Source organism: Actinomadura craniellae (genome assembly GCF_003289645.1).
In the GTDB taxonomy this organism is placed as follows: Bacteria; Actinomycetota; Actinomycetes; order Streptosporangiales; family Streptosporangiaceae; genus Actinomadura_D; species Actinomadura_D craniellae.
Window position 1 is genome coordinate 85276 of record NZ_QLYX01000017.1, and the last position, 22151, is coordinate 107426.

22 protein-coding genes are annotated in these 22151 nt (G+C 72.2%); 8 read left to right on the top strand and 14 right to left on the bottom strand.

Features of this window, described 5'->3' with window-relative positions; translation table 11 throughout:
* Positions 1–124 precede the first annotated feature (124 nt).
* Positions 125–1753, bottom strand: coding sequence for an acyl-CoA dehydrogenase family protein (locus DPM19_RS29060; protein ID WP_233510886.1), 1629 nt, complete (start codon positions 1751–1753; stop codon positions 125–127).
* Between the two features lie 169 nt (positions 1754–1922).
* Between DPM19_RS29060 and DPM19_RS29065 the strand changes: the two genes are divergently transcribed.
* Complete coding sequence (locus DPM19_RS29065; protein WP_233510888.1) at positions 1923–2567, top strand: DUF1707 SHOCT-like domain-containing protein; 645 nt, start codon at positions 1923–1925, stop codon at positions 2565–2567.
* Between the two features lie 9 nt (positions 2568–2576).
* Here the strand turns inward: DPM19_RS29065 and DPM19_RS29070 are convergent, their stop codons facing one another.
* From DPM19_RS29070 to DPM19_RS29095, 6 genes are all read right to left on the bottom strand, one after another.
* A complete protein-coding gene (locus DPM19_RS29070; RefSeq protein WP_111871251.1) occupies positions 2577–2798 on the bottom strand; it encodes a hypothetical protein in 222 nt (73 codons plus the stop codon).
* Between the two features lie 81 nt (positions 2799–2879).
* Positions 2880–3218: a hypothetical protein gene (locus DPM19_RS29075; RefSeq protein WP_146779039.1), complete on the bottom strand. Its 339-nt coding sequence runs from the start codon at positions 3216–3218 to the stop codon at positions 2880–2882.
* Between the two features lie 65 nt (positions 3219–3283).
* A complete protein-coding gene (locus tag DPM19_RS29080) occupies positions 3284–4039 on the bottom strand; it encodes a sirohydrochlorin chelatase (RefSeq protein WP_111871253.1) in 756 nt (251 codons plus the stop codon).
* Entirely contained in the window at positions 4021–4737 is a 717-nt protein-coding gene (locus DPM19_RS29085; RefSeq protein WP_111871254.1) for a phosphoadenylyl-sulfate reductase, read from the bottom strand. Before DPM19_RS29085 ends, DPM19_RS29080 begins: the two co-directional genes overlap by 19 nt.
* Complete coding sequence (locus tag DPM19_RS29090; protein WP_111871255.1) at positions 4734–4883, bottom strand: Insertion element protein; 150 nt, start codon at positions 4881–4883, stop codon at positions 4734–4736. Before DPM19_RS29090 ends, DPM19_RS29085 begins: the two co-directional genes overlap by 4 nt.
* A 13-nt stretch (positions 4884–4896) precedes the next feature.
* Positions 4897–6561 carry a nitrite/sulfite reductase gene (locus tag DPM19_RS29095; protein WP_111871256.1) on the bottom strand — a complete coding sequence of 555 codons (1665 nt, stop codon included), beginning with the start codon at positions 6559–6561 and terminating at the stop codon, positions 4897–4899.
* 622 nt (positions 6562–7183) lie between these two features.
* On the opposite strand from DPM19_RS29095, the gene DPM19_RS29100 reads away from it, so the two are divergent.
* From DPM19_RS29100 to DPM19_RS29110, 3 genes are all read left to right on the top strand, one after another.
* A complete protein-coding gene (locus tag DPM19_RS29100) occupies positions 7184–8128 on the top strand; it encodes a phosphotriesterase family protein (RefSeq protein ID WP_111871257.1) in 945 nt (314 codons plus the stop codon).
* Positions 8129–8307: 179 nt separating this feature from the next.
* Complete coding sequence (gene rsgA, locus DPM19_RS29105; RefSeq protein ID WP_407642575.1) at positions 8308–9408, top strand: ribosome small subunit-dependent GTPase A; 1101 nt, start codon at positions 8308–8310, stop codon at positions 9406–9408.
* A 169-nt stretch (positions 9409–9577) separates the two neighbouring features.
* Positions 9578–10237, top strand: a complete 660-nt coding sequence (locus DPM19_RS29110) for a phosphoribosyltransferase (protein WP_111871259.1) — start codon at positions 9578–9580, stop codon at positions 10235–10237.
* A gap of 141 nt (positions 10238–10378) precedes the next feature.
* On the opposite strand, the gene DPM19_RS29115 is transcribed toward DPM19_RS29110, so the two are convergent.
* On the bottom strand, positions 10379–10675 hold the full coding sequence (locus DPM19_RS29115) for a WhiB family transcriptional regulator (protein ID WP_111871260.1): 297 nt from the start codon (positions 10673–10675) through the stop codon (positions 10379–10381).
* A 162-nt stretch (positions 10676–10837) separates the two neighbouring features.
* Positions 10838–11752: a sucrase ferredoxin gene (locus DPM19_RS29120; protein ID WP_111871261.1), complete on the bottom strand. Its 915-nt coding sequence runs from the start codon at positions 11750–11752 to the stop codon at positions 10838–10840.
* A gap of 405 nt (positions 11753–12157) precedes the next feature.
* On the opposite strand from DPM19_RS29120, the gene DPM19_RS29125 reads away from it, so the two are divergent.
* From DPM19_RS29125 to DPM19_RS29140, 4 genes are all read left to right on the top strand, one after another.
* Positions 12158–12868 carry a DUF1631 domain-containing protein gene (locus DPM19_RS29125; RefSeq protein ID WP_146779040.1) on the top strand — a complete coding sequence of 237 codons (711 nt, stop codon included), beginning with the start codon at positions 12158–12160 and terminating at the stop codon, positions 12866–12868.
* Positions 12869–13013: 145 nt separating this feature from the next.
* Positions 13014–14525, top strand: coding sequence for a metallophosphoesterase family protein (locus DPM19_RS29130; protein WP_233510890.1), 1512 nt, complete (start codon positions 13014–13016; stop codon positions 14523–14525).
* Positions 14526–14734: 209 nt separating this feature from the next.
* The gene (locus tag DPM19_RS29135; RefSeq protein ID WP_111871264.1) at positions 14735–15232 is read left to right on the top strand and encodes a DUF4234 domain-containing protein; all 498 of its coding nucleotides are present in this window, start codon (positions 14735–14737) and stop codon (positions 15230–15232) included.
* A gap of 150 nt (positions 15233–15382) precedes the next feature.
* A complete protein-coding gene (locus DPM19_RS29140; protein ID WP_199485342.1) occupies positions 15383–17053 on the top strand; it encodes a bifunctional 3'-5' exonuclease/DNA polymerase in 1671 nt (556 codons plus the stop codon).
* 50 nt (positions 17054–17103) lie between these two features.
* Here DPM19_RS29140 and DPM19_RS29145 read toward each other — a convergent pair whose 3' ends face one another.
* From DPM19_RS29145 to DPM19_RS29165, 5 genes are read right to left on the bottom strand one after another with little or no spacing between them, the layout of a single operon-like run.
* A complete protein-coding gene (locus tag DPM19_RS29145; protein WP_111871266.1) occupies positions 17104–18372 on the bottom strand; it encodes a flavin-dependent oxidoreductase in 1269 nt (422 codons plus the stop codon).
* 22 nt (positions 18373–18394) lie between these two features.
* The gene (locus DPM19_RS29150) at positions 18395–19168 is read right to left on the bottom strand and encodes an ABC transporter ATP-binding protein (protein WP_111871267.1); all 774 of its coding nucleotides are present in this window, start codon (positions 19166–19168) and stop codon (positions 18395–18397) included.
* Positions 19169–19179: 11 nt separating this feature from the next.
* Complete coding sequence (locus DPM19_RS29155; RefSeq protein WP_111871268.1) at positions 19180–20046, bottom strand: ABC transporter permease; 867 nt, start codon at positions 20044–20046, stop codon at positions 19180–19182.
* A complete protein-coding gene (locus tag DPM19_RS29160; RefSeq protein ID WP_111871269.1) occupies positions 20043–20816 on the bottom strand; it encodes an ABC transporter permease in 774 nt (257 codons plus the stop codon). Before DPM19_RS29160 ends, DPM19_RS29155 begins: the two co-directional genes overlap by 4 nt.
* The gene (locus DPM19_RS29165) at positions 20813–21790 is read right to left on the bottom strand and encodes an ABC transporter substrate-binding protein (protein ID WP_111871270.1); all 978 of its coding nucleotides are present in this window, start codon (positions 21788–21790) and stop codon (positions 20813–20815) included. Before DPM19_RS29165 ends, DPM19_RS29160 begins: the two co-directional genes overlap by 4 nt.
* Between the last annotated feature and the right edge of the window lie 361 nt (positions 21791–22151).

A 22151-nucleotide genomic window follows, 5' to 3' on the forward strand; every position in this document is an offset into this window, starting at 1 on the left:
CTCGGCTGGTGATCATGGGCATGGGTCATTGGCAGGGCACGGGCACAGTCGATTCTCGCCTACCCCGGCGTGATCCGCGCACCGCACCGCCGACAGCGATGTGTCACGTCGGCGGTGCCCCGCCTCACCCCCCGAGCTTGGGAGTGACCTGGGCGAGGATGGCGGCGAGGTCGGTCCCCGGGGGCAGGGTGCCGAACGCCAGACCGCCGTCGCCGGCCAGCCGGGAGGCGCAGAACGCGTCGGCCACCGCCGGATGCCCGTACCGGACCAGCAGCGAACCCTGCAACGCCAGGGCCAGCCGCTCCACCACCCGCCGGGCCCGCAGCTCGGCGTCGGCGGGGTCGGCGAGTTCGGCCCGGACCCCGGCGACGGCGGCGTCCAGCCGGTGGTCGGCCCCCGCCGCGGCGTCCAGTTCGGCCAGCACCACCTCGACGCTCTCCGGCTCCTTGAGCATCGCGCGCAGCACGTCCAGCGCCGAGACGTTCCCCGACCCCTCCCAGATCCCGTTGAGCGGGGACTCGCGGAACAGCCGGGGCATGCCGGACTCCTCGACGTAGCCGTTGCCGCCCAGGCACTCCAGCGCCTCCGCCGCGTGCGCGGGCCAGCGCTTGCACACCCAGTACTTGCCGACCGCGAGCGCCAGCCGCTTGAAGGCGGTCTCGGCGGCGTCGCCCCGCACGGACCGGTCGGCGGCCCCGGCCAGCCGGGTCATCAGCAGCGTCGCGGCCTCGGACTCCACCGCCAGGTCGGCGAGCACGTTGCGCATCAGCGGCTGGTCGGCGAGGTAGGCGCCGAACGCCGAGCGGTGCGCCGCGTGGTGCGCCGCCGTCGTGACGCCCTGCCGCATTCCGGCGGCGGCGCCGATCACGCAGTCCAGCCGGGTCATGTTGACCATCTCGATGATGGTGCGGACGCCCCGGCCCTCGGCGCCGACCCGCCAGGCCACGGCGCCCTCGTACTCCAGTTCGGCGGAGGCGTTCGACCGGTTGCCCAGCTTGTCCTTCAGCCGCATCAGCCGCAGCGGGTTGCGCGAGCCGTCGGGCAGCACCCGCGGCACCAGGAAGCAGGTCAGCCCGCCGGGCGCCTGCGCCAGGGTCAGGAAGACGTCGCACATCGGCGCCGAGGTGAACCACTTGTGCCCGGTGAGCCGGTACGACCCGTCGGACCCCGGCTCCGCGCGGGTGGTGTTGGCGCGGACGTCGGAGCCGCCCTGCTTCTCGGTCATCGACATGCCGGCGAGCAGCGCGGTCTTGGTCAGCGGCGCGCGCAGCCCGGGGTCGTACCCGGTGCGGGTCAGCAGCGGCTCGTAGTGCGCGGCCAGTTCGGGGGCGTGCCGCAGCGCGGGGACGGCCGCGTAGGTCATGGAGATCGGGCAGCCGTGCCCGGCGTCGACCCGCCAGACGTAGAACTTGGCGGCCCGCGCGACGTGGGCGCCGGGGCGGCCGTCCGCCCAGGGCGCGGCGTGCAGGCCGTGGGCGACGGCGGTGCGCAGCAGGTCGTGCCAGGCCGGGTGGAACTCGACCTCGTCGATCCGGTGCCCGTAGCGGTCGTGGGTGCGCAGGACCGGCGGGTGCTCGTTGGCGAGCCGGCCCCACTCCTGGGCCTCGGCGGTGCCGGCCAGCCGGCCCAGCTCGTGCACTTCGGCGGCGGCCCAGCCCGCGCCCTCCCGGTCGAGCCCGGCCAGCAGCGCGGCGTCGTCGGCCACGTCGTATCCGGCGAGCGGCGGAACCTGGTTGAACACCTCGTGTGTCACGGCGCTGCTCCTACTGCGGGTGAGTCCTCCCCGCACTCTATCCAGCTGTCCAGAACGCGGTTCGGGGTCGACCCTGAGGCCGTCCGGCCTGCGGGTCCTCCGAAAGGGGCAGTGCGGTTCGTCCGGGCGGCGGAGGAGAAACGGACTCCGCGCGACATACCTTCGGATCATGCCGATCACTCCAGCCACCCCAGATCCCGTGCGGGCGTCCGACGCCGAGCGCGAGGCCACCGTGGAACGGCTCCGCGTGGCCTCCGTGGAGGGCCGGCTGACGCTCGGCGAGCTGACCGAACGCACCGAAGCGGCCTACGCGGCCGCCACCCGCGGCGAACTCGCCCGCATCACCGCCGACCTCCCGCAGCTCAAAGAGGCCCCGCCCGAGTTCGCGCCGGCGCAGCGCCACTACCGGTTCACCGCGGTCCTGGGCGACACCAAGGAGCGCGTTGTCGGCCGGGTCGAGGCGGAGTTCGAGGCGCTGTCGGTCCTGGGCGACGTGGTCCTCGACCTGCGGGACGCGCAGGTCCCCACCGGCGAGGTGCAGATCACGGCCACCTCCGTCCTGGGCAACGTCAAGATCGTCGTACCCGACGGGGTGGAGGTCCGGCTCACCGGCTCGGCCCTGCTCGGCGACCGGCGGGTCCGGACGCGCCGGGTGCCGCCCGGCCGGACGGTCCCGGTCGTCCACGTCCACGCCACGGCGGTCCTGGGCGACGTCGAGATCGTGGACGACGAGCACCACGAGCGGGGACGGCGCATCCTGGCGGCCTGGTGGCGTTCCCGCACCGGCCGCCCGGCCGGCCCGCCGCGCGGCTGACGGCCCCGCTCAGGCCCGGTCGCCCGGGGAGGCGTACTTGCGGTGGACGGCCTGTTTGCTGACTCCCAGGGCCGCGGCGATCTGCGTCCAGGACGACCCGTGCAGCCGGGCCCGGTGGACCTGGAAGGCCTCCAGGCGCTGCGCCCGCCGGCGCAACTCCGCCACCGCCGTCAGGGCCATCAGTGGGTCCTCCACGCCGGTCGCCTTCGCCAGCCGTACGAGATCTTCCACATGATCAACCCTGCGTGACCATCAGGCCGCCGTCAAGTGCCGTTGGTGACAATGCGTGGTCGAACGACGGCTATTCGACCGTCAATGTTCGCGGGAGGCGTCGCCGCGCTCGGCCTCGCGCACCCCCTCCTCGTTGGCGGGAATCGCGTCGGGGTGACCGACGTCGACGCCCGGTGTCCCGGTGCCGCCGGCCGCGTCCTCCTGGCGCTGCATGCCCTCTTCCGCGGGGGTCCGTGTCCCGGGCGGGCCGAACGGATCACCTCCCGGGTCCACGCTCCGCGGTACCGGCTCGACGGTCTCCCCGCTCCCTGCCCTCGTGCGGCCCCGGGCGTCGGAGCCCCGGTTGACCGGGGCGAATCGCCGGTCGTGGGTCTCCGCCGGCTCGTGTCCGACGTCTTCGGCTCGCTGCTTCTCGTTCATGAGCAGCCGCATACCCGGCGTGCGCGGGTTATGCGCGAAGAGGCGGGAAAGGGCGGGAAAGAAGTTCAGCCGGCCGCCGCCCGGACGTCCGTCAGCGCCTCGGCATGGCGGTACAGCACCAGGTCGGCGACCTCCGGCGCGGCGCCCAGCACGGGGGAGACCACGGTGGCCCCGGCGGCCAGCGCCTCGGCCCGGACCTTGTCGGCGAAGTGACCGGGGGCCAGGAAGTACGACGCCACCGCCACCCGGGGGGCGCCCGCCCGGTACAGGGCGGCGATCGCCTCCGCCGGGGTCGGCCGGGCCGCCGAGGCGTACGCGGGCCGCACCGCCCACCAGCCGCGTGTCTCCCACGACCGGGCGATCCGTGCGATCACCGCGTTGGCCGCCGGGTCGCTGGACCCCGCGGCCACCAGCACGACCGCCGTCGACGGGTCGCCGACCGCCACCCCGACCTCGGCCAGCCGACGCTCCAGCGCAGCCACCAGCAGCGGGTGCGGGCCCAGCGTGGCGGCGGTCCGCAGTTCCAGCCGGGGGCGGCGGGTGTGGACCTCGGCCAGCACCCCCGGAATGTCGATCTTGCTGTGGTACGCCGCGGTCAGCAGCAGCGGCAGCACCACGGCCCGGCCGGACAGGCCGCCGAGCACCTGCACCGGCGAGGGCGCCGAGTGGTCCAGGTAGGAGGTCAGCACCGGCAGCCCGGGCCGGCCGCGCCGCACCGCGGCCAGCAGATCCTCCACCGTCGCCGCGGCGCGCGGGTCTCTGCTCCCGTGCGCCACGGCGACCAGCGGCACCTGAGCGATGCTCACAGGTGGATGCCGCATTCGGTCTTGCCCATCCCGGCCCACCGGCCGCTGCGCGGGTCGTCGCCGGGGGCGACCCGGTTGGTGCAGGGGGCGCAGCCGATCGACGGGTAGTCGTCGTAGTGCAGCGGGTTGACCAGGATGCCGTTGTCCTCGATGTACTCGTCCATCTCCCGCTGGGACCAGTTGAGAATCGGGTTCACCTTGACCATGCCGCGGCGGGCGTCCCACTCCACCACCCGGCGCTCGCGCCGGCTGACGGTCTCGTCCCGGCGGATGCCGCTGAACCAGGCCATGTAGCCCTCCAGCGCCCGGCCCAGCGGCTCCACCTTGCGCAGGTGGCAGCAGAGGTCGGGGTTGCGCCCGTGCAGCCGGGGGCCGAGGTCGCGCTCCTGCTCGGCCACGGTCCGGCTGGGGGTCACGTTGATCACGTTCACCGGGTAGACGGCCTCGACGGCGTCCCGGGTCCCGATCGTCTCGGCGAAGTGGTAGCCGGTGTCCACGAACAGCACGTCGATGCCCGGCTTCACCTTCGACACCAGGTGGATCAGCGCGGCGTCCGACATCGAGGAGGTCAGGCAGATGCGGTCGCCGAAAGTCGCGGACGCCCAGCGGACGACCTCCAGCGCGGAGGCACCGGCCAGGGCTTCGGCCGCGGACTCGGCGACGTCGCGCAGGTCGAGGGTCGGTCTGTCGGTCTCGATCTCCAGGGTGGTCATGAGGTCTCCTTGGCTCCGATCCCGAGGAATTTCACGGCGAAGGCCCGCAGGCAGGCGCGGCAGTACCAGGTCCCGTCCTTCTCGTAGGGGACCAGGTCCTCGTCGCCGCAGTAGGGGCAGTAGAAGGGCGCGGCCCGGCCGCTCATGTTCCGGTTCCGCTCATCGCAGGTCGGCGTCGTCGGCGCGCTGCACCCACTGGGCGAAGGTCTCGCCCTCGGCGCGCTGCGCGTCGTAGGCGCGGACCACCCGCTCGACGTAGTCGGTGAGCCCGGCCGAAGTGGTCTTCAGCCCGCGCACCTTCTTGCCGAACGTGGCGCCCAACTGGCCGCCCAGGTGGATCTGGAAGCCCTCGACCTGCCGCCCGTCGTCGTCGACGACGAGCTGGCCCTTGAGGCCGATGTCGGCGACCTGGATCCGGGCGCAGGCGTTGGGGCAGCCGTTGACGTTGATGGTCAGCGGCTGGTCGAAGTCGGGCAGCCGCTGCTCCAGCTCGTCGATCAGGTCCATCGCGCGCTGCTTGGTCTCGACGATGGCGAGCTTGCAGTACTCGATGCCGGTGCAGGCCATGGTCTGCCGCCGGAACGTGGACGGCTCGACCTGCAGGTCGTGCTCGGCCAGCGCGGCGGTCAGCGCCTCGGTCCGGTCGCCGGGAACGTCGAGGATGACGAGTTTCTGCTCGGCGGTGGTGCGGACCCGGCCCGAGCCGTACTCCTCGGCCAGGTCGGCGATCACGTGCAGCAGGTCGCCGTTGACCCGGCCGACCTTGGGCGTGAAGCCGACGTAGTAGTCGCCGTCCTTCTGCCGGTGGACGCCGACGTGGTCGCGCCGGGGGAGCGGTGCGGCCGGGGCGGGGCCGTCGGGCAGGGCGTATCCGAGGTATTCCTTCTCCAGCACCTCGCGGAACTTCTCGGCGCCCCAGTCGCTGACCAGGAACTTGATGCGGGCCCGGTGCCGCAGCCGCCGGTAACCGTAGTCGCGGAAGATCGCGATGATGCCCTTCCAGACCTCGTGGGCCTGCTCGGGCTTGACGAAGGCGCCCAGCCGCTGGGCGAACATCGGGTTGGTCGACAGCCCGCCGCCGACGAAGACGTCGTAGCCGACCTCGCCGGACTCGTTCACCACACCGACGAACGCCACGTCGTTGATCTCGTGCACGGTGCAGTGCGCGGTGCAGCCCGACATCGCCGACTTGAACTTGCGCGGCAGGTTGGAGAACTCCGGGGAGCCGATGTAGCGGTCGTGGACGTCCCGGATCTGCGGGGTGGCGTCGATGACCTCGTCCTCGGCGATGCCCGCCAGCGGGCAGCCGATGATCACGCGCGGGGTGTCGCCGCAGGCCTCCATGGTGGAGAGCCCGACGGCCTCCAGCCGCTCCCAGATGTCCGGGATGCTCTCGATCTCGATCCAGTGCAGCTGGATGTTCTGCCGGTCGGTGACGTCGGCGGTGCCCCGGCCGTACTTGTTGGAGATGTCGGCGATCGCGCGCAGCTGGGCGGGGTCGAGCTGGCCGCCGTCGATGCGCACCCGCAGCATGAAGTAGCGGTCGTCGAGCTCCTCGTCCTCCAGCACGGCGGTCTTGCCGCCGTCGATGCCGGGCCGGCGCTGGGTGTAGAGGCCGAACCAGCGGAACCGGCCCCGCAGGTCGGCGGGGTCGATGGAGTCGAAGCCCGCCTTGGAGTAGATGTCGATGATCCGCCGGCGGACGTTGAGCCCGTCGTCGTTCTTCTTGTTCTCTTCGTTCTTGTTCAGCGGCTCGTGGTAGCCGAGGGCCCACTGGCCCTCGCCGCGCTTGCGCTTGGGCTGGTTGGAAACACGGGGTGGCACGGTGCGCGTCCTCCGGACGTTGCGGGGCGCGGCACGTGGCACTGGGGCGGCGGCCTCTGAGGCGGCTCGACGGTGAGCGTTGCTACGAGGGCGGGAAAAGACGCCGGCGTGCCACGCGCCCGCGATGGCAGGGGCGTGGTCGGGGCGTCACAGACAGATGGCGCTGCGGACTCGCAGGAAGTCGACATGGCGGCGCATCACCAGCAGAGGGTTCGCGGCAGCCATGCCTTGACTTTGACATGCCGTCTGCCCGGCTGTCCAGTTGGGTCCGGCATGTGGACGGGCGGCGTTCATCCCTGGCGCACCCAGTTGACGGGCGGCTCGGCCGGCTTGGCGGACCCCCGGCGGGGGGTCTCGGCGGCCGGCTGATGCTGACAGTCGCACCAGGTGCCGCCACGGCATCGACCGTGTCGGCGGTCTCGGCAGGACTGGCAGATCATGTCCCTATTGTCACTCCAAGTCCGGTATATCGGTGCGCTTGGGGTGTGATGATGGTCACGTGCCGGACGGGGTCGTGCTCAACGTCGGGATCGGTCGGCTGTGGCCCGGAGTGCCCCGGCAAAGAGTAAAAAAACCTCTCACGTGGTAAAACGTCCCCAAATTCCCGGTAACCTCGTCGGGCATGAGCCCTGCTCCGGAAACCGCTCGGCTGCGCACCGTCACGGGAACGATCCCGGCCTCCACGGTCACCGGTACCGTACTGCCGCACGAGCACCTGCACCTCGATCTGCGCTGGCCGGTCGGCGCCGACTCCGACCCCCGCCGCTGGATCGACGAGGAGCAGGCGGTGGCGGCCGAGTTGACCGCGCTGCGCGCCGAGCACGACCTGGGCCTGGTGGTCGACCTGACCTGCATCGGCATGGGCCGCAACGCGGCGACGCTCAGCCGGATCAGCGCGGGCAGCAGGGTGGCCGTGGTGGCGGGCACCGGGTTCTTCGCCCGGCCGTTCCTGCCGCAGGCCATCCGCGAACTCGGCGTCGACGGCCTCACCGAGCGGCTGCTCGCCGAGATCGGGTTCGGGCTCGACGGCACCGGCGCGCTGCCCGGCGTGATCGGTGAGGTCGGCACCTGGGACGAGGCGCCCAGCGAGATCGAGGAACGCTGCCTGCGCGCCGCCGCGGCGGCCGCGCACTCGTCGGGGCTGGCCGTGGCGACGCACGGCCGGCCGGGCCTGGCCCTGCTGGAGATCCTGACCGCCGACGGGCTCCCCGCCGGCCGGGTCGCGGTCGGGCACCAGGATCTGGTCGACGATCCGGCCGCCCACCGCAAGATCGCCGAAGCCGGTGCCTACGTGTCCTTCTCGGTCGGCGCCGCCGGCGACGATCCCGTCGCGCTCGGCACCCGGGTCCGGTACGTGATGGACCTGCTGGCGGCCGGTTACGGCGACCGGGTGCTGCTCGGTACCGGCGTCTCCCAGATGACCGACCTGACGCGGTACGAGGGGGGCGGCTACGGGACGCTCTTCCGCACGTTCCTGCCCGCGCTGCGCGCCGCCGGGGCCGACGAGTCCGCACTGCGGGCGATCCTGCGGGACAACCCGCTGCGCTGGCTCGCCGCCGAAGCCTGAAAACCCCTGGACCGCCCTCCGGCCCCCCGGGTAGCGTGGGCGCCGCCGCGAGAGGCGTGGCACCCGGCGAGAGGAGGTGGACCTGTATGGCCGTCGTTGCCGTGTGCGCGATTTCCCAGGTCCATTCCTCCAGGGTGCCCGGCTGACCTCATCTGCTGCGGGCACCCGTGTTCCGAAGGGTGCCTGAATTGGCCTCCGCCTTCTCTCTTACTGAACTGGGCTGGGACGACGGCTGGGCGGCCGCGTTCGAGCCGCACACCGACGCCGGGCTGCTGCCCGCCCGCCTCGTCCGGGTCGACCGGGGCGCGTGCACCGCGCTGTCCGCCACCGGCGAGTTCCGGGCCGAGTACGGAGCCCGGTCACCCGCGCACGTCGCCTGTGTGGGCGACTGGGCGGCGATCCGCGGGTTCCCCGACGGCCGGACCGAGGTTGCCGCCGTCCTGCCCCGGCGCACCGCGTTCGTCCGCGGTGGTGTCGGCCGCGGATCCCGGGGCGGGCTCTCCGGTGACTCCAGCGGCCAGGCGCTGGCCGCCAACGTCGACGTCGTCTACATCGCCGAGCCCGCCGCGCACGAGACCGGTGGCGACGGGCCGGATCTCGGGCGGATCGAGCGGCTGCTCGCGCTGGCCTGGGAGAGCGGCGCGACGCCCGTCGTGCTGATCACCAAGGTCGATCTCGTCGCCGATCCGTCCGTCCTGCTGGACACGGTGGCCGGTGTGGCGCCCGGTGCCGGGATTCAGGCGGTCTCGGCGGCCGGCGGGATCGGGCTGGAACCACTGCGGCCCGGTCCGGGCCGGACGGCGGCGCTGCTGGGCCCGTCCGGAGCGGGCAAGTCCACCCTGGTCAACGCGCTCTGCGGCGACGAGGTCATGCGGACCCAGCGGGTGCGCGCGGCTGATGGCCGGGGCCGGCACACCACCACCCACCGGGAACTGCTGGTGTTGCCCGGAGGCGGCCTGCTGATCGACACTCCCGGGCTGCGCAGGGTCGGCCTGTACGAGAGCGATGAGGGGTTGGAGCGGGCGTTCGCGGACGTCGAGGAACTGGCGGCCGGCTGCCGGTTCACCGACTGCGCGCACGACGCGGAACCCGGCTGTGCCGTCCTGGCCGCGGTGGAGTCGGGCGACCTGCCGCAACGGAGGCTCGACAGCTGGCACCGGCTGCGCCGGGAAGCCGCCTGGATGGCGGGCCGCACCGACGCCCGGCTGCGGGCCGAGCAGACCCGCAAGTGGAAGATCATCCACAAGGAGATGCGCCGCTCCGGGCGCAGCCGTCCCTGAGCGCCGCCCTGGCCCCGGTCGAGCCCGCTCGGCCGGGGCCAGGCAGTTCGTAGGGGTTTATGCGCTTTTGTGGGGTTGGGTGCGCGTCTCGGGGGAGGGATGAGGACGGCAGATTCCTTCAGACGGCGAAGAGGTGAGGAACGTGGCGTGGGCCAGGACTTCGCAACCGATGACGGAGGTCCGGCTGCCGTTCACCGACCGGACGGAGGCGGGCCGCCTGCTCGCCGAGCGACTGGATCCGCCGCCCGGCGCCCCGATTCTGGTGCTGGCGCTGCCCAGGGGCGGCGTGCCGGTGGGGGTCGAGGTGGCGCGGCGGCTGGATGCGCCCCTCGACGTGCTCGTCACCCGCAAGATCGGCTTCCCGGGCCAGCCGGAGCTGGGGGTGGGGGCGATCGCGGAGGGTGGGGAGCCCGTTTTCGACCGTACGCTGCTCGATCGGCTGGGGCTGACCCGGGAGGAGCTGACGGGCACGGTGGCCGCCGAGCGCGCGGAACTGGCGCGCCGGGTCGAGGCGTACCGGGGCGACCGGCCGCCGCCCGACGTCGCCGGCCGGCAGGTGGCGGTGGTCGACGACGGCCTGGCCACCGGCGGCACCGCACGTGCGGCGCTGCGCGCGGTCCGGGCCGGCGGTCCGGCCGGGCTGGTGCTCGCCGTTCCGGTGGGGGCTGCGGAGACCGTGCGGGGGCTGGCGGGCGAGGCCGATGAGGTGGTGGTGCTCGCCGTACCCGAGATGTTCTACGCGGTCGGGCAGTGGTACCGGCACTTCGACCAGCTCACCGACGACGACGTGCTCGCCGGGCTGGCGGCGGTGTCCCGAACCGCGCCCTGAACCCGTGTCCTGAACACCGCGCCCTGAACAGGGCTCCGAGGGCATGCGAACGGCCCCGCCGGGGGCGGGGCCGCTGTGCCGTTCGTACCGCTTGAGTTGGCGTCGCGTGCCGGAGACGCGTACCGTGGCGCGGGTAAGGCGTCAGGCTGCGTTGGCGCGGCGCATCCGACGACGACGCTCCGATGCGCGCTCGTCCTCATTGAGGCCGCCCCAAGTGCCGTACTTCTCGGGCCGGGAAACGGCGTAGTCAAGGCAGTCCATGCGTACCGGGCAGCCCATACAGATCTGCTTGGCCTTGCGCTCGCGAATCTCGCGCTCGGGCTGACGCTCGCCGTCGGGGCCGAAGAAGAGCACGAGGTCTTCTCCCCGGCACGCGGCGGCGTCCTGCCAGCCCCAGCTGGGACGGGGGAGGTTTGCCTGCCGACGTACCTGAGCCATGAATGAAACACCCACCTTGTTGGTTTGCTGACCAATTTCGGACATGGACGCTCGGCCGATTGTGGAAGCGCCGAAAGGTCCAACGTCTGGATTTGCCGCTCTGTTCCCCGACAGCTGGGGAGGTGCGGCGGAGAGGCACCCACGACTGGGGCCTCAAAGAGGCTACACGAGGGCCGCCTCGTTGAGAAGGGCAAGGTTCCCTGTTTGGTAGGAGACCAAACCTTCTTCACACCCAGAATCGCAGGAATCTTCGACGTCGACCGTCTCCACCGTGACCCGGTACCGGGCCTGGCCTGCGGTGACGGTCACTTCCCAGGCCGACTTGCCAGTGACCGATTCCACAGTCACCGCGTCCACCCCCAACAGCCCGGAGTGTGCACGGATGAAATGCTCGGCGGCCTGCGCCGGTTCGGGCAGCCCGGCCCGGCCGCGTAGCCGGTCGAGCGACACCTCGCCGCGGAGGTAGGCCTCCACCGCCGACACGGCCTGGGCCGTGTCGAGGTTCCCGTAGTAGAGCCCATGAGGGAGACACACCAGATTTGCCGCATATCGGTCACCACCGACGTGAGTGGTCTCCCATATGGCGGAGTCGAAACGTGCCGAGAGCTCTCGCGCCAGCGGCGCTCCGGTGCGTGCGCAGCAGACGTTGCGCCGTCCGTGGGTGCAGACCAGGACCACCGGCTCGGTCACCGGCTCGCCGAAGCCCGCCCGTCCCCCGGCCGCGACCGTGGCCAGGTCCAGCTCCGCGAGTTCCCGGAGGTCGGTGAGCTCGCGGCCCTCCAGCCAGACGTCGCTGCCGAGCGAGCGGCCGACGTAGACCTGAAAGGGAGGGGCGGCCCGTCGCCGCCCGGTCCGCCGGATGAGCTGGGGGCGGACGCCGCGCCGCCGCGCCGCCTGGATAGCCTCGGCGAGCGGAGCGGGGTCGGTGAGCTGCTCGATGCGTTCGGGCCAGGGGCCGGGGTGCTCGATGAGCAGCCAGGTCCGGGCCTTGGTGGTCGCGCTGGCAAAGCACGGCAGCGCACCGGTGTGGCTGCCGACGCAATGCGTGCATCGCGCGGCGCGGCGTGTCCCGGACAAGTCGCTCTCCCCGATCGATCAACTTAGGCAAGACTAACCTAACCCCTCTCCCCTCGGTCACACCTGTGAGGTCCGGCACAGAAGTGCTCCCTTCCGGTCTGGTCTCTTCCGCGGTGCCGGGGCGGCGCGCTCCCCGGGTTGCGGAGCGTCCGGAACTCGACGGGGGATCTCGCCATCACCTGGACCGATGTCCCCTTATCGGATTTCCGGCAACTTTTAGGGTGGTTTGCCGAAGCGTTACGGCACTGCCAATACTGTGGACTCAGGTGCCCGGTCGGGGGGTCGGGCACCGTGAGAAGCGCCGTGTGGCGCCGGCTCCACGGGGGCGGAGTCGGCGCCCGGCGTCACCCCTCGCGGTTCCCTCGGGTCTCGACATGCTCGCCGACCGAGTCCACTATGGGCGATATGTCAGGCGCGAACCCACTGCCCAGAGCCGGTGACGTGTTCTTCGACGTCCGCGGCGAGGAACGAGTGCTGCGGCTCGGCTGGCACCCGGACGCCCAGGTCATGGTGATCAGCATCTGGAACGGCGGGGAATGCTCCGGCACCTTCCGGCTGTCGGCGCAGGACGTGCCCGCCTTCGTGGAGGCGCTGTCACAGGGGCTGCCCGCCGCCCCGCCCCGCGGGGGCAGGCACGCCGCCGGCGGCCCGCCACCCGCCCCGCCCGCCGGGCCGACCCAGGCCACCGGTCCCGCTCCCGGGTTCGACCCCAGGTACACGCCGGGCCCCGGGCCCGCGCCCGCCCGGGCGCCCGATCCGGCTTACGGCCAGAGCCGCCCGGGCCAACCACCAGCCCAACCACCGGGCCCGCCGCCGCAACCGAGCCGTCCCGCTGACCCGGGCTGGGAGCCGTACCGGCCCGGTCAAGCCCCCGCGGCGAACCACGGTGCCCCCGCCGCTCCGGGCCGGGGGCCGTACCCGGCGCATCCGGCCGACCCCGGGCACGGTGTCGGCCGGGGTCGGCCCGCCGATTCCCGGCAGGGGCAGGGGCAGGGGCCGCCCGCCCCGGGGCGGCAGGCCGGTTCGACCACCCAGGCGCTCGACGCGCTGACCCGGCTGGCGACCGGCCCGGCGCCTGAGCGGTTCCCCCGGACGGGCGAATACGAACGGCCCTAGCCGGCGGTGACGGCAGGAGTCCGGACCGTAACAGGACTCTCACCCCGAACGGGTTGACTAGCGGATCTTGGCCGGGAATCGTGTCGGTGTCCCCACGGATCGTTGCGCGGGACTTCCCGGAAGCCCCCATCCCCCGGAGGTGCAGGTGGACGCCGACGACGTGGTCACACGTGGCGGTTCACGCGTCTCCGAGGCCGGGGCCGGCTGGCACTGCGGCACGCCGGCCCGGCACGCCGAGCTTCCCGACGGGGTGCAACGGTTCTCCTGGCGGCATCCGCGGGTGCTGTGGCGCTCGCGCAACGACGTGATCGCCAAGGTGTTCGGCGACCCCTCCCATGCGATGCGCCGGAAGTGGGTCGCGACGCTGGCCGAGCGCGACGCCGATCCGGCCTTCACCATCGTGCGGGAGCAGCCGGAATTCTCCTTCCTGCTGCTGGGCGACACCGGGGAGGGCGACCGGTCCCAGTACGCGGTGGTGCCCCCGATGCTCGCGGTCGGCGCCGACACCGACTTCATGGTCGTGTGCAGTGACGTGATCTACCCGGCGGGCGAACTCGACGGCTACCCCGGCAAGTTCTTCCGGCCCTACGCCGACTACCAGGCCCCCATCTACGCGATCCCCGGCAACCACGACTGGTACGACGGCCTGACCGGGTTCATGCGGGTCTTCTGCGACGTGACCGGGGATGCCGAGCCGCCGCCGTGGCGGGGCCCGCTCGGGCCGTTGCTGCGCCGGTTGTGGTGGCGGCCCGGACCTGCCGCGGCGGCGACGCTGGCCGAGGTGGGGAAGTGGCGCGCCGACGAGCGCCGGCATCCGTTCCAGCCCGGCCCGTACTGGGCCGTCGACACCCCATCGCTGCGGATCGTGGGCATCGACACCGGTATCACCGGCGGCATCGACCGGGACCAGGCCGCCTGGCTGCGGCGGGTCTCCGCGGGAGACAAGCCCAAACTGCTGGTCACCGGCAAACCGCTGTACGTCGACGACTCCTCCCGCCCCGGGCCGATCGAGGGCGGGGGCACGATCGACGAGATCGTGCGCGACCCCGATCACCACTACGTCGCCGCGATCGGCGGTGACATCCACAACTACCAGCGCTATCCCGTGCCGGTCGGCGACCGGGTGATCCAGTACGTGGTGTCCGGTGGCGGCGGGGCGTTCATGCACGCCACCCACACCATCCCGAAGACCACCGTGGTGGACGAAGGGGGGTTCCGCTGCTACCCGCTGCGCGGTGACTCGCTCTCCCGCTACAGCCGGCTGTACGGCAGGTGGACGCGGCTGTCCCGGCTGTTCGAGCTGACCCCCGCGGAGGCCGCACGGGTCGTCTCGCACCGGCTGGGCATGCCGACGACCCGCCCGGACGGCGGTGTGTCTCCACGGCCGTCCCTGCGTGCCCGGCTGGTGGCGGTCCTGCTCGGAGTGCCGCGCCGGCACCGGCACCGACCCCGGCTGCTGCGGCTGCCCGTCCGCAGGCTGCCGCAGCGCTTCCGGTCGGAACTGGCCGACTGGGACCGGCCGCCGTTCTTCAAGAATTTCCTGCGCGTCAATGTGACCGAGACGGAATTGACGATCAGGTGCTACGGGGTGACCGGATGCGGGGAGAACGAACTCGATCCGCCATGTGAGGACGAGGTCACGATCAGTTTGCGGTAAGGGCACGATAATGTGATGCGGCTGAATTAATTCCGGGATTTTCCCATTAAACCTGCGGCTGTCAGGGCTCTGCCGTACAGTACGGCCTCGTCTACCGGTGGCCGTCCAGCCCCGGCTGCCATCTCGCATACGCGTCCGTTACCGCGGACCCGGGGGGCGTGGTGGGGGACGGTTGGGCCACGATCAAGTCCCTCATTTCGGAGTCGCGGATGAGTTACCCCCAGCAAGGCCAGCCCTACCAGCAGGCGTCCGGACAGGGCGGTTACGCCCCGATGCCCGCACAGAACCACGCGCCGGCGTCCTCCGGCTACAACATGAAGCGCCGCAACCCGGTCGGCGTCTGGCTCGGCATGCCGATCATCACGCTCGGCTTCTACGGCATCTTCTGGTTCTTCAAGGTGCACTCCGAGCTGGCCGACTTCGACCGGCGCCGGAACATCAGCTCGACCAACGCGCTGCTGTCGATCCTGTTCGGCTGGATCACCCTCTACATCTGGCCGCTGATCGTCGCCTACCAGTTGGGCAACCACATCCGGGACGCGCAGCGCGCGGCCGGCCTCCAGCCCACCTGCAGCGGCGGGGTGGGCATCCTGCTGTACATCTTCCTGTTCGGCAGCGGCAGCCTGTACTACCAGATCGAGCTGAACAAGGTCGTCGACCGCTACGGCTCGACGCCGCCCGGCCAGCAGGTCCCGCTGGCCGCCTGAGCCGAGGGAGTGAGCGGAGTGGCCGTGAGGGACGAGCGGCCGCGTAGCGAACGAGCGAGGTGAAGGCGGAAACGACGCCGCGTAGCGAGGGAGTGCGCGCCCCGCCACCCGTCCGGCGGAATTGTCGGAGGGCAGGGGCAGAATGTGCCCGTGCGGATCGCGGTGGCGGGGCGGGCGGGTGGCGGGGGAGTGCTCCGCCCGTTGACCGACGAGGGTGTCCCGGCCGGGCCGCCCGAGCCGGTCGCCGATCTGGCGGCGGCGATCGTCGCTGCGGAGCGGGCGCACGCGCCCCGGTGGGTCTGGGCGGCGACCTCCCGTGTCTATCCCGCGGTGCTCGACGGCGGCCGGGTGGCGCGTGCGCACGACCTCGAACTCGTCGAGGGCCTGCTGCTCGGCCATGCCGGCCGGTACGGCGAGCCCCGGTCCGTGGCGGCCGCCCGGGCCCGGCTGCGCGGCGCGCCGGTGCCCGCCGACGCCGGGCCGCCCGACGGTTCGGTCCAGCCCGCACTGTTCGGCGGGCCGCCCGACGACGACCTCGACGCGATCATCGAGGTGCACGCCGACCAGGTGCGGCGGCTGGCCGCGGCGGAGGAGCCGCTCGGCCTGCTGGCCGCGGCCGAGTCGGCCGGTGGCCTGGCGGCGGCGGAGATGAGCCGGCACGGCCTGCCCTGGCGGGTCGACCTGCACGACGCCCTGCTCACGGAGTCGCTGGGTCCCCGGCCCGGGCCCGGGCTGCGGCCCCGCCGGCTCCAGGAGCTCGCCGACCTGATCGGCACGGCGTTCGGCGGGCGCGTCCCGGTCAACCCGGACTCACCGGCCCAGTTGCTCAGGGCGTTCGCCGCCACGGGGGTGTCGGTTCCCTCCACCCGGGCGTACGTGCTGAACCGGGTCGACCATCCGGTGGTGCCGCTGCTGCTGGAGTACAAGGAACTGGCCCGGCTGCACGCCGCGCACGGCTGGTCCTGGCTCGACACCTGGGTGCGCGACGGGCGGTTCCGGCCCGAGTACGTGGTCGGCGGGGTGGTCTCCGGCCGCTGGGCCAGCCGGGGCGGCGGTGCGTTGCAGATTCCCCGGGTGCTGCGCCGGGCCGTGGTGGCCGATCCGGGCTGGGCGCTGGTGGTCGCCGACGCGGCCCAGCTCGAGCCCCGGGTGCTTGCCGCGCTGGCGGGCGACCGCGCCTTCGCCGCCGCGGCCTCGCACGGCGACCTGTACTCGGCGCTGGCCGAGGTGTACGGGGGTGCCCGGGCCGGGAGCGACGCCCACGCCGAGGCCCGGGGCAAGGCGAAGATCGCCCTGCTCTCGGCCATGTACGGCGGCGGCGGGGGAGAGGCCGGGCAGCTCCTCGCCGTGCTGCGGCACCGGTTTCCCACCGCTTTCGAGTACGTGGAGGCGGCGGCCCGGGCGGGTGAGGCGGGCCGGCTGGTCCGCTCCCGGTTGGGCCGCACCTGCCCGCCGCCGACCGCCGCCTGGCGTGACCTCACCGCCACCGACGACACCGACCGGTCGGGCTCGGCGCTGCGCGGCCGGGGTCGCTTCACCCGCAACTTCGTGGTCCAGGCCAGCGCCGCCGACTGGGCCCTGGCGCTGCTGGCGACCCTGCGCGGCCGGCTCGCCGGCCTCGCCGGCCGTGGCACGGCCCCGCACCTGGTCTTCTTCCAGCACGACGAGGTCATCGTGCACACCCCGCGCGACCGGGCCGAGGCCGTGGCGGACGCCGTCCGCGCCGCCGGGGCGGAGGCCGGACGGCTGGTCTTCGGCCCCACCCCGGTCGTGTTCCCGCTGGAGGTCGCCGTCGTCGACTGCTACGCCGACGCCAAGTGATCGCCTCCCGCGGGGTCGCCACCGACCCGGGAGCCTGCCCGCCGGCTGACTCAGCGGAGCACGGGCGTCCAGGAGGGGCGGGAGTTGAGCTCGGCCACGTCCGTGTGCGTGATCGACTGGTAGCCGTCGATCAGCGGGGCGAGCTCCGCGGAAGTGATCACGTCTTCTATCCGGTCGAATCCCGCGGGGGCCCGCTGGGAGATGGTCTCCATGATGGCGTCTGCCGGGTTTGTTCGGTTGGCGAGCACGAGCCGGTTCACCGGTTCCCGGCGGATCGCGTCGTAGGCGGCCGCCCCAGCGACGGGATCACCGGTCGAGGCCAGCTCGCGGGCCAGGATCCGGGCGTCGAGGATCGCCTGGGAGCCGCCGTTGGAGCCGACCGGGTACATCGGGTGCGCGGCGTCGCCCAGCAGGACGACCCGGCCGAAGACCCAGGACGGCAGCGGGTCGCGATCGACCATCGGGTACTCCAGGACCTGCGGGGCCCCGGCGATCAGGCCGGGGACGTCCAGCCAGCCCACCTGCCAGTCGGCGAAATGCCGCAGCACGTCCTCGGCCCGGCCCGCCCGGTTCCAGTCGGCGACCTCGGTGAGCTCGGTCACCGTCTCCTGGGACTCGGCCACCCAGTTCACCAGCGCCCGGCCGCGCCCGTCGGCCTCCGGGCAGACGGGGTAGGCGATGAACTTGGTGCGGTGCCGGGTGCCCAGCACGACCATCGTCCGGCCGTCGAGGAACGGTTCGGCCTCGGTCATCCCACGCCACATCCGGACGCCGTTCCACAGCGGGGCGCCCTCGCCGGGGTACAGCCGCCGCCGCACCGCCGAGTGCAGCCCGTCCGCCCCGATGAGCACGTCCGCGGGCAGGGCGGACTCCGCGCCGGTGCGCACGTCGCGCAGCCGGGCCGTGACCTCGGTCCCGTCGTCGGTGTGGTCCAGGTAGGCGGTGCCGGAGCGGACCGCGGCCTCGCCCAGCCGCTCGCGCACCGCCTGGAGCAGCAGCATCTGCAGCCGGCCGCGGTGGACGGAGTACTGCGGCCAGCGGTAGCCCAGCCCGAGCCCGCGCGGCTCGCCCCAGACCCGGTTGCCGTGCCGGTCGAAGTGGGCGAAGTGGCCGACCGGCAGCGCGCCGGCGGCCAGCGCGTCGCCCAGCCCCAGTTCGGTGAGCTCCCGGGTGGCGTGCGCCTGGAGGTTGATGCCGACTCCCAGCGGGCGCAACGCCCGGGCGGAGTCGATCACGGTGATCCGGGTGAGACCGGCGGCATGCAGGCCGAGCGCGGTGGTGAGGCCGCCGATCCCGGCCCCGACGATCAGGACGCGCATGGCGCCGGTCTCCTTCCGGGGTTCAGGAGGCGGACTGGACGGGTGTTCCGATGCCCCGGACCAGCCGCCCCACCTCGGCCCGCAGGTGCACGAACTCTGGCAGCCCGCGGGTGGTGATCTGGTCGCGCTTGGCGGGCAGTCCCACCCGCAGGTCGGCGCGGACCCTGGTCGGCGACTTGGTCAGCACCACCACCCGGTCGCCCACGTAGACGCTCTCGTCGATGTCGTGGGTGACCAGCAGGATGGTCATGCCGCCGTTGCCGCGCACGCTCAGCAGCAGGTCCTCCAGATCCTCGCGGGTCTGGGCGTCGACCGAGCCGAACGGCTCGTCCATGATCAGCAGGGTCGGCCGGTAGGCCAGCGCACGGGCGATCGACGCCCGCTGCTGCATGCCGCCCGACAGCTGCCAGGGGTACTTGGATCCGGCCTCGGCCAGGCCGACCGACTCCAGTGCCTGGTCGGCGGCCTCGTGGCGCGCGGCCCGCTTCAGCCCGCGGCGGCGCAGCGGCAGCGCCACGTTGTCGCGGACCGACAGCCAGGGGAACAGCGAGCGGCTGTAGTCCTGGAAGACCACGGCGAGGTCGTCGGGTACCTGCTCCACGACCTTGCCGTCCTTGGTGACCAGACCGCCCGACGGCCGTTGCAGCCCCGCGATGCACCGCAGCAGGGTCGACTTGCCGCAGCCCGAGGGGCCGACGATGCTGACCAGCTCACCGGCCTCCACGCGCAGGTCGATCCCACCGACGATCAGTGGGCCGGAACCGTAGGCGTGGGTCAGGTTCTCGATCTCGAGCACTCAGATCATCCTCACGTGTCGTCGAGGCGGCGGGCGCCGCCGTGCCAGGCCAGGAGACGGCGTTCCACCAGGACGAAGGCCCCGTTGATCAGGCAGCCGAGGATGCCGAGCAGCATGATCCCCGCCCACATCTCCGCCATGTCGAAGCTGCGCTGGGCGCTGATCAGCCGGGCGCCGATGCCGCTGGTGCTTCCGATCAGCTCGGAGATGACCATCAGGATGAGGGCGAATCCCAGGCTGACCCGGAGCCCGGCGAAGATCTTGGGCGCGGCCGCGGGCAGGACGATGCGGCGTAGCCGGGAGAGCCCGGTGATGCCGAACACCTTGGCGGTTTCGAGCTGGAGGGTGTCGACGGTGCGCACCCCGTCGATGGTGTTGAGCAGGACCGGCCAGACGACGCCGAACACGATCGTCGTCACCTGCATCTGGGCGCCCAGGTCGAGCACCACGATGAAGAACGGGATCAGGGTCGGCGGCGGTATCGACCGGCCGAACTGGAGCACCGGGTCCAGGAAGTCGCCCAGCGCCCGGAACCGGCCGATGACCAGGCCGAGGGCCACCCCGACGACGGCGGCGATCAACCAGCCACCGAACACGTGGGTGAGGCTGGGCCGGAAGTCGTCGATGGCGTCGGTGGTCAGGAAGAGCCGGTCGGCCGGCCCGGAGAACCACAGCTCGTACATCGCCCGCACGATCTCGGACGGCGGCGGGAAGTAGGCGTCGCCGATCGCCCGGCAGGTGATCTCCCAGACCGCGACCAGCAGCACCGCCAGCCAGAGCCGGGACAGCTGACCGGCCAGGGTCCGCAGTGCGGAGGGCCGCTTCGTGGGCGGTGTCTTCACGGGCGCCACCGCGGGCGCCTGCGCGGGTGCGGTCATGCGGACGCTCCCGTTCGTACGGTGTGCCAGCGGAACGCCCGCCGCTCCGCCGCCACCAGGACGGCGTTGATCAGCAGGCCCAGGACGCCGGCCCAGACCGCGCCGGCCAGCATCAGGTCCGGCCGGCCGCCGCCTGACTGGGTCTCGGTGAGGTAGCTGCCGATGCCTTCGCCCCCGGCCACCAGCTCGGTGCTGATGACCACCACCAGGCCGACCGAGGCGGAGATCCGCACCCCGGTGGCGACGAACGGGGCGATGCTGGGCAGGTTCACCCGCAGCAGGACGGCGGCGGGGCCGAAGCCGAAGCTGCGCAGGGTCTCCTTGGCCAGCGGGTCCACGTCGCGCAGCGCGTAGAGCGTGTTGATGAGGATCGGCCAGGTGGCCGCGTAGCAGACCAGCGCCATCTTCGACTGGGTGGCCGAGCTGAAGGTGACGATGGCCAGCGGGATCAGCGCGACCGACGGGATCGGCCGCATGAACTCCACCACGATCCGGCTGGCCCGGCCCAGCCACGGGGTGGAACCGAGCGCCAGCCCCGCGGCGAGGGCGATGAGCGTGGCGAGCGCCAGCCCGCCCAGCCATGCCTTCAGGGTGTCGGTGACGTCGGCGAGGAACTCCCCGTCGACGGTGAGTTCGGCTGCTCGCTGGAGGACCGTGGAAGCCGCAGGCAGGGCGGCCGGGTCGACGAGCCCGCTTCGTGAAGCGAGCTCGGCGACCGCGACCGCCCCTGCGACTCCGATCGTCCCCCGAACGATCTGGATCTTTCTCATCCGTTCTCGATCACCAGGGACTTCACGTCCAGCTTGGTCTTCAGGTAGCCGAACTGCTGCATGACGTCGGCCACCCGCTGCAGCCGGGTGGCGCTGGTCGAGGTCGGGAAGCCGTTCAGGCTGACGACCGCGACGACGTTCGCCGGGATCTTGGTGTACTGGGGCACCACCTGCTGGAGCACCGCCCGGTCGGAGGCGAGCGCCTGGGCCTTGGCCATGGCGCGCTGGAAGGCGGCGACCGTCTTGGGGTTCTTCTCGGCGAACTCCTCGGTCGAGGCGAAGCCGGTGATCGGGAAGTCCTTGGTCGGGCCGGTCGAGAAGTCCGTCAGGAGGCGGGCTCCGATGGTCTGCTGGACCTGGGTGACGAAGGGCTCCGGCACGATGATCGCGTCGACCTTCTTGGACTTCAGCAGCCCCTCCTGGTTGGGGAAGGGGGCCTCGACGATGCTCTTGTCCTCGTCGATCTGCACGCCGTAGGGCTGGAGGGCGGCGTGCAGCAGCAGGCTGACCTGGTTGCCCTTGGCGTTGGTACCGATCTTCTTGCCGGCCAGGTCCTTGGGGCTGCGGATCGGGGAGTCCTTGGGCACCAGGACGGCGTTGAGGTTCTTCGACATGGAAGAGGCCTCAGTGAGGATCTTGACCTTGAGCGCGCCCTGCTCCTGGGCGAGGAAGTAGCCGACGTGGCCACCGTGGCTGATGTCGAGGCTGCCGCCCTTGAGCTTGGGGATGGCCTCGGCGCCACCGCTGATCGGCTGGGGCTTCACGGTCAGGCCCTCGGCCTTGAAGAAGCCCTTGTTGATGGCGATCTGGACGGCGGCGCCCTCGATGATCGACATGACGCCGACCTTGATCTCGGACTTCTCCAGCCCGGTCGGCGAGGCCTCCGTCTCACCGCCGCAGGCCGTGGCGGAGAGCGCGAGCGCGGCGGCTATCGCACCGCTGAGGGAAACGCGGCGCAGACGAGCGAACTTCATGAACGCTCCTTCGAACGTCAGGGGACGGGGGATGCCCGGTGGGGCTACCGGGACGGCGGGGACTCTAGCGCAGTTACCGAACGTAACTCTTGACTTCGTAGTTTTTTTGTACGTCCGCACCAAAAACGTAGAAACCGACAAGTAGGCATAAATCAGACATCCTTGTCAATTTGGCATAAGTTTCAAACGTCCGGTTGGACCGGGGGATTACTCTGTGCTCCAATGACCCACGCGTCACAGGTGCCGGAGGACCAGGGCGGGCCCCAACGTCCCCCTCTCGGCGGTGGTCGATCCGGTGAGAGGTGATGGAGGGAAGTGCGACCGGCAATTGAGCGGGACCGCGCCCCGGGCCCGGTGGCCG

Coding starts and splice junctions, on each gene's coding strand:
- DPM19_RS29090 (WP_111871255.1), bottom strand. CDS start 4,883: ATGAGCGGCCGGGCCGCGCCCTTCTACTGCCCCTACTGCGGCGACGAG.
- DPM19_RS29065 (WP_233510888.1), top strand. CDS start 1,923: ATGCCGATCACTCCAGCCACCCCAGATCCCGTGCGGGCGTCCGACGCC.
- DPM19_RS29100 (WP_111871257.1), top strand. CDS start 7,184: ATGAGCCCTGCTCCGGAAACCGCTCGGCTGCGCACCGTCACGGGAACG.
- DPM19_RS29160 (WP_111871269.1), bottom strand. CDS start 20,816: ATGAGAAAGATCCAGATCGTTCGGGGGACGATCGGAGTCGCAGGGGCG.
- DPM19_RS29085 (WP_111871254.1), bottom strand. CDS start 4,737: ATGACCACCCTGGAGATCGAGACCGACAGACCGACCCTCGACCTGCGC.
- DPM19_RS29125 (WP_146779040.1), top strand. CDS start 12,158: ATGTCAGGCGCGAACCCACTGCCCAGAGCCGGTGACGTGTTCTTCGAC.
- DPM19_RS29075 (WP_146779039.1), bottom strand. CDS start 3,218: ATGAACGAGAAGCAGCGAGCCGAAGACGTCGGACACGAGCCGGCGGAG.
- DPM19_RS29080 (WP_111871253.1), bottom strand. CDS start 4,039: ATGCGGCATCCACCTGTGAGCATCGCTCAGGTGCCGCTGGTCGCCGTG.
- DPM19_RS29165 (WP_111871270.1), bottom strand. CDS start 21,790: ATGAAGTTCGCTCGTCTGCGCCGCGTTTCCCTCAGCGGTGCGATAGCC.
- DPM19_RS29145 (WP_111871266.1), bottom strand. CDS start 18,372: ATGCGCGTCCTGATCGTCGGGGCCGGGATCGGCGGCCTCACCACCGCG.
- DPM19_RS29115 (WP_111871260.1), bottom strand. CDS start 10,675: ATGGCTCAGGTACGTCGGCAGGCAAACCTCCCCCGTCCCAGCTGGGGC.
- DPM19_RS29110 (WP_111871259.1), top strand. CDS start 9,578: ATGACGGAGGTCCGGCTGCCGTTCACCGACCGGACGGAGGCGGGCCGC.
- DPM19_RS29135 (WP_111871264.1), top strand. CDS start 14,735: ATGAGTTACCCCCAGCAAGGCCAGCCCTACCAGCAGGCGTCCGGACAG.
- DPM19_RS29155 (WP_111871268.1), bottom strand. CDS start 20,046: ATGACCGCACCCGCGCAGGCGCCCGCGGTGGCGCCCGTGAAGACACCG.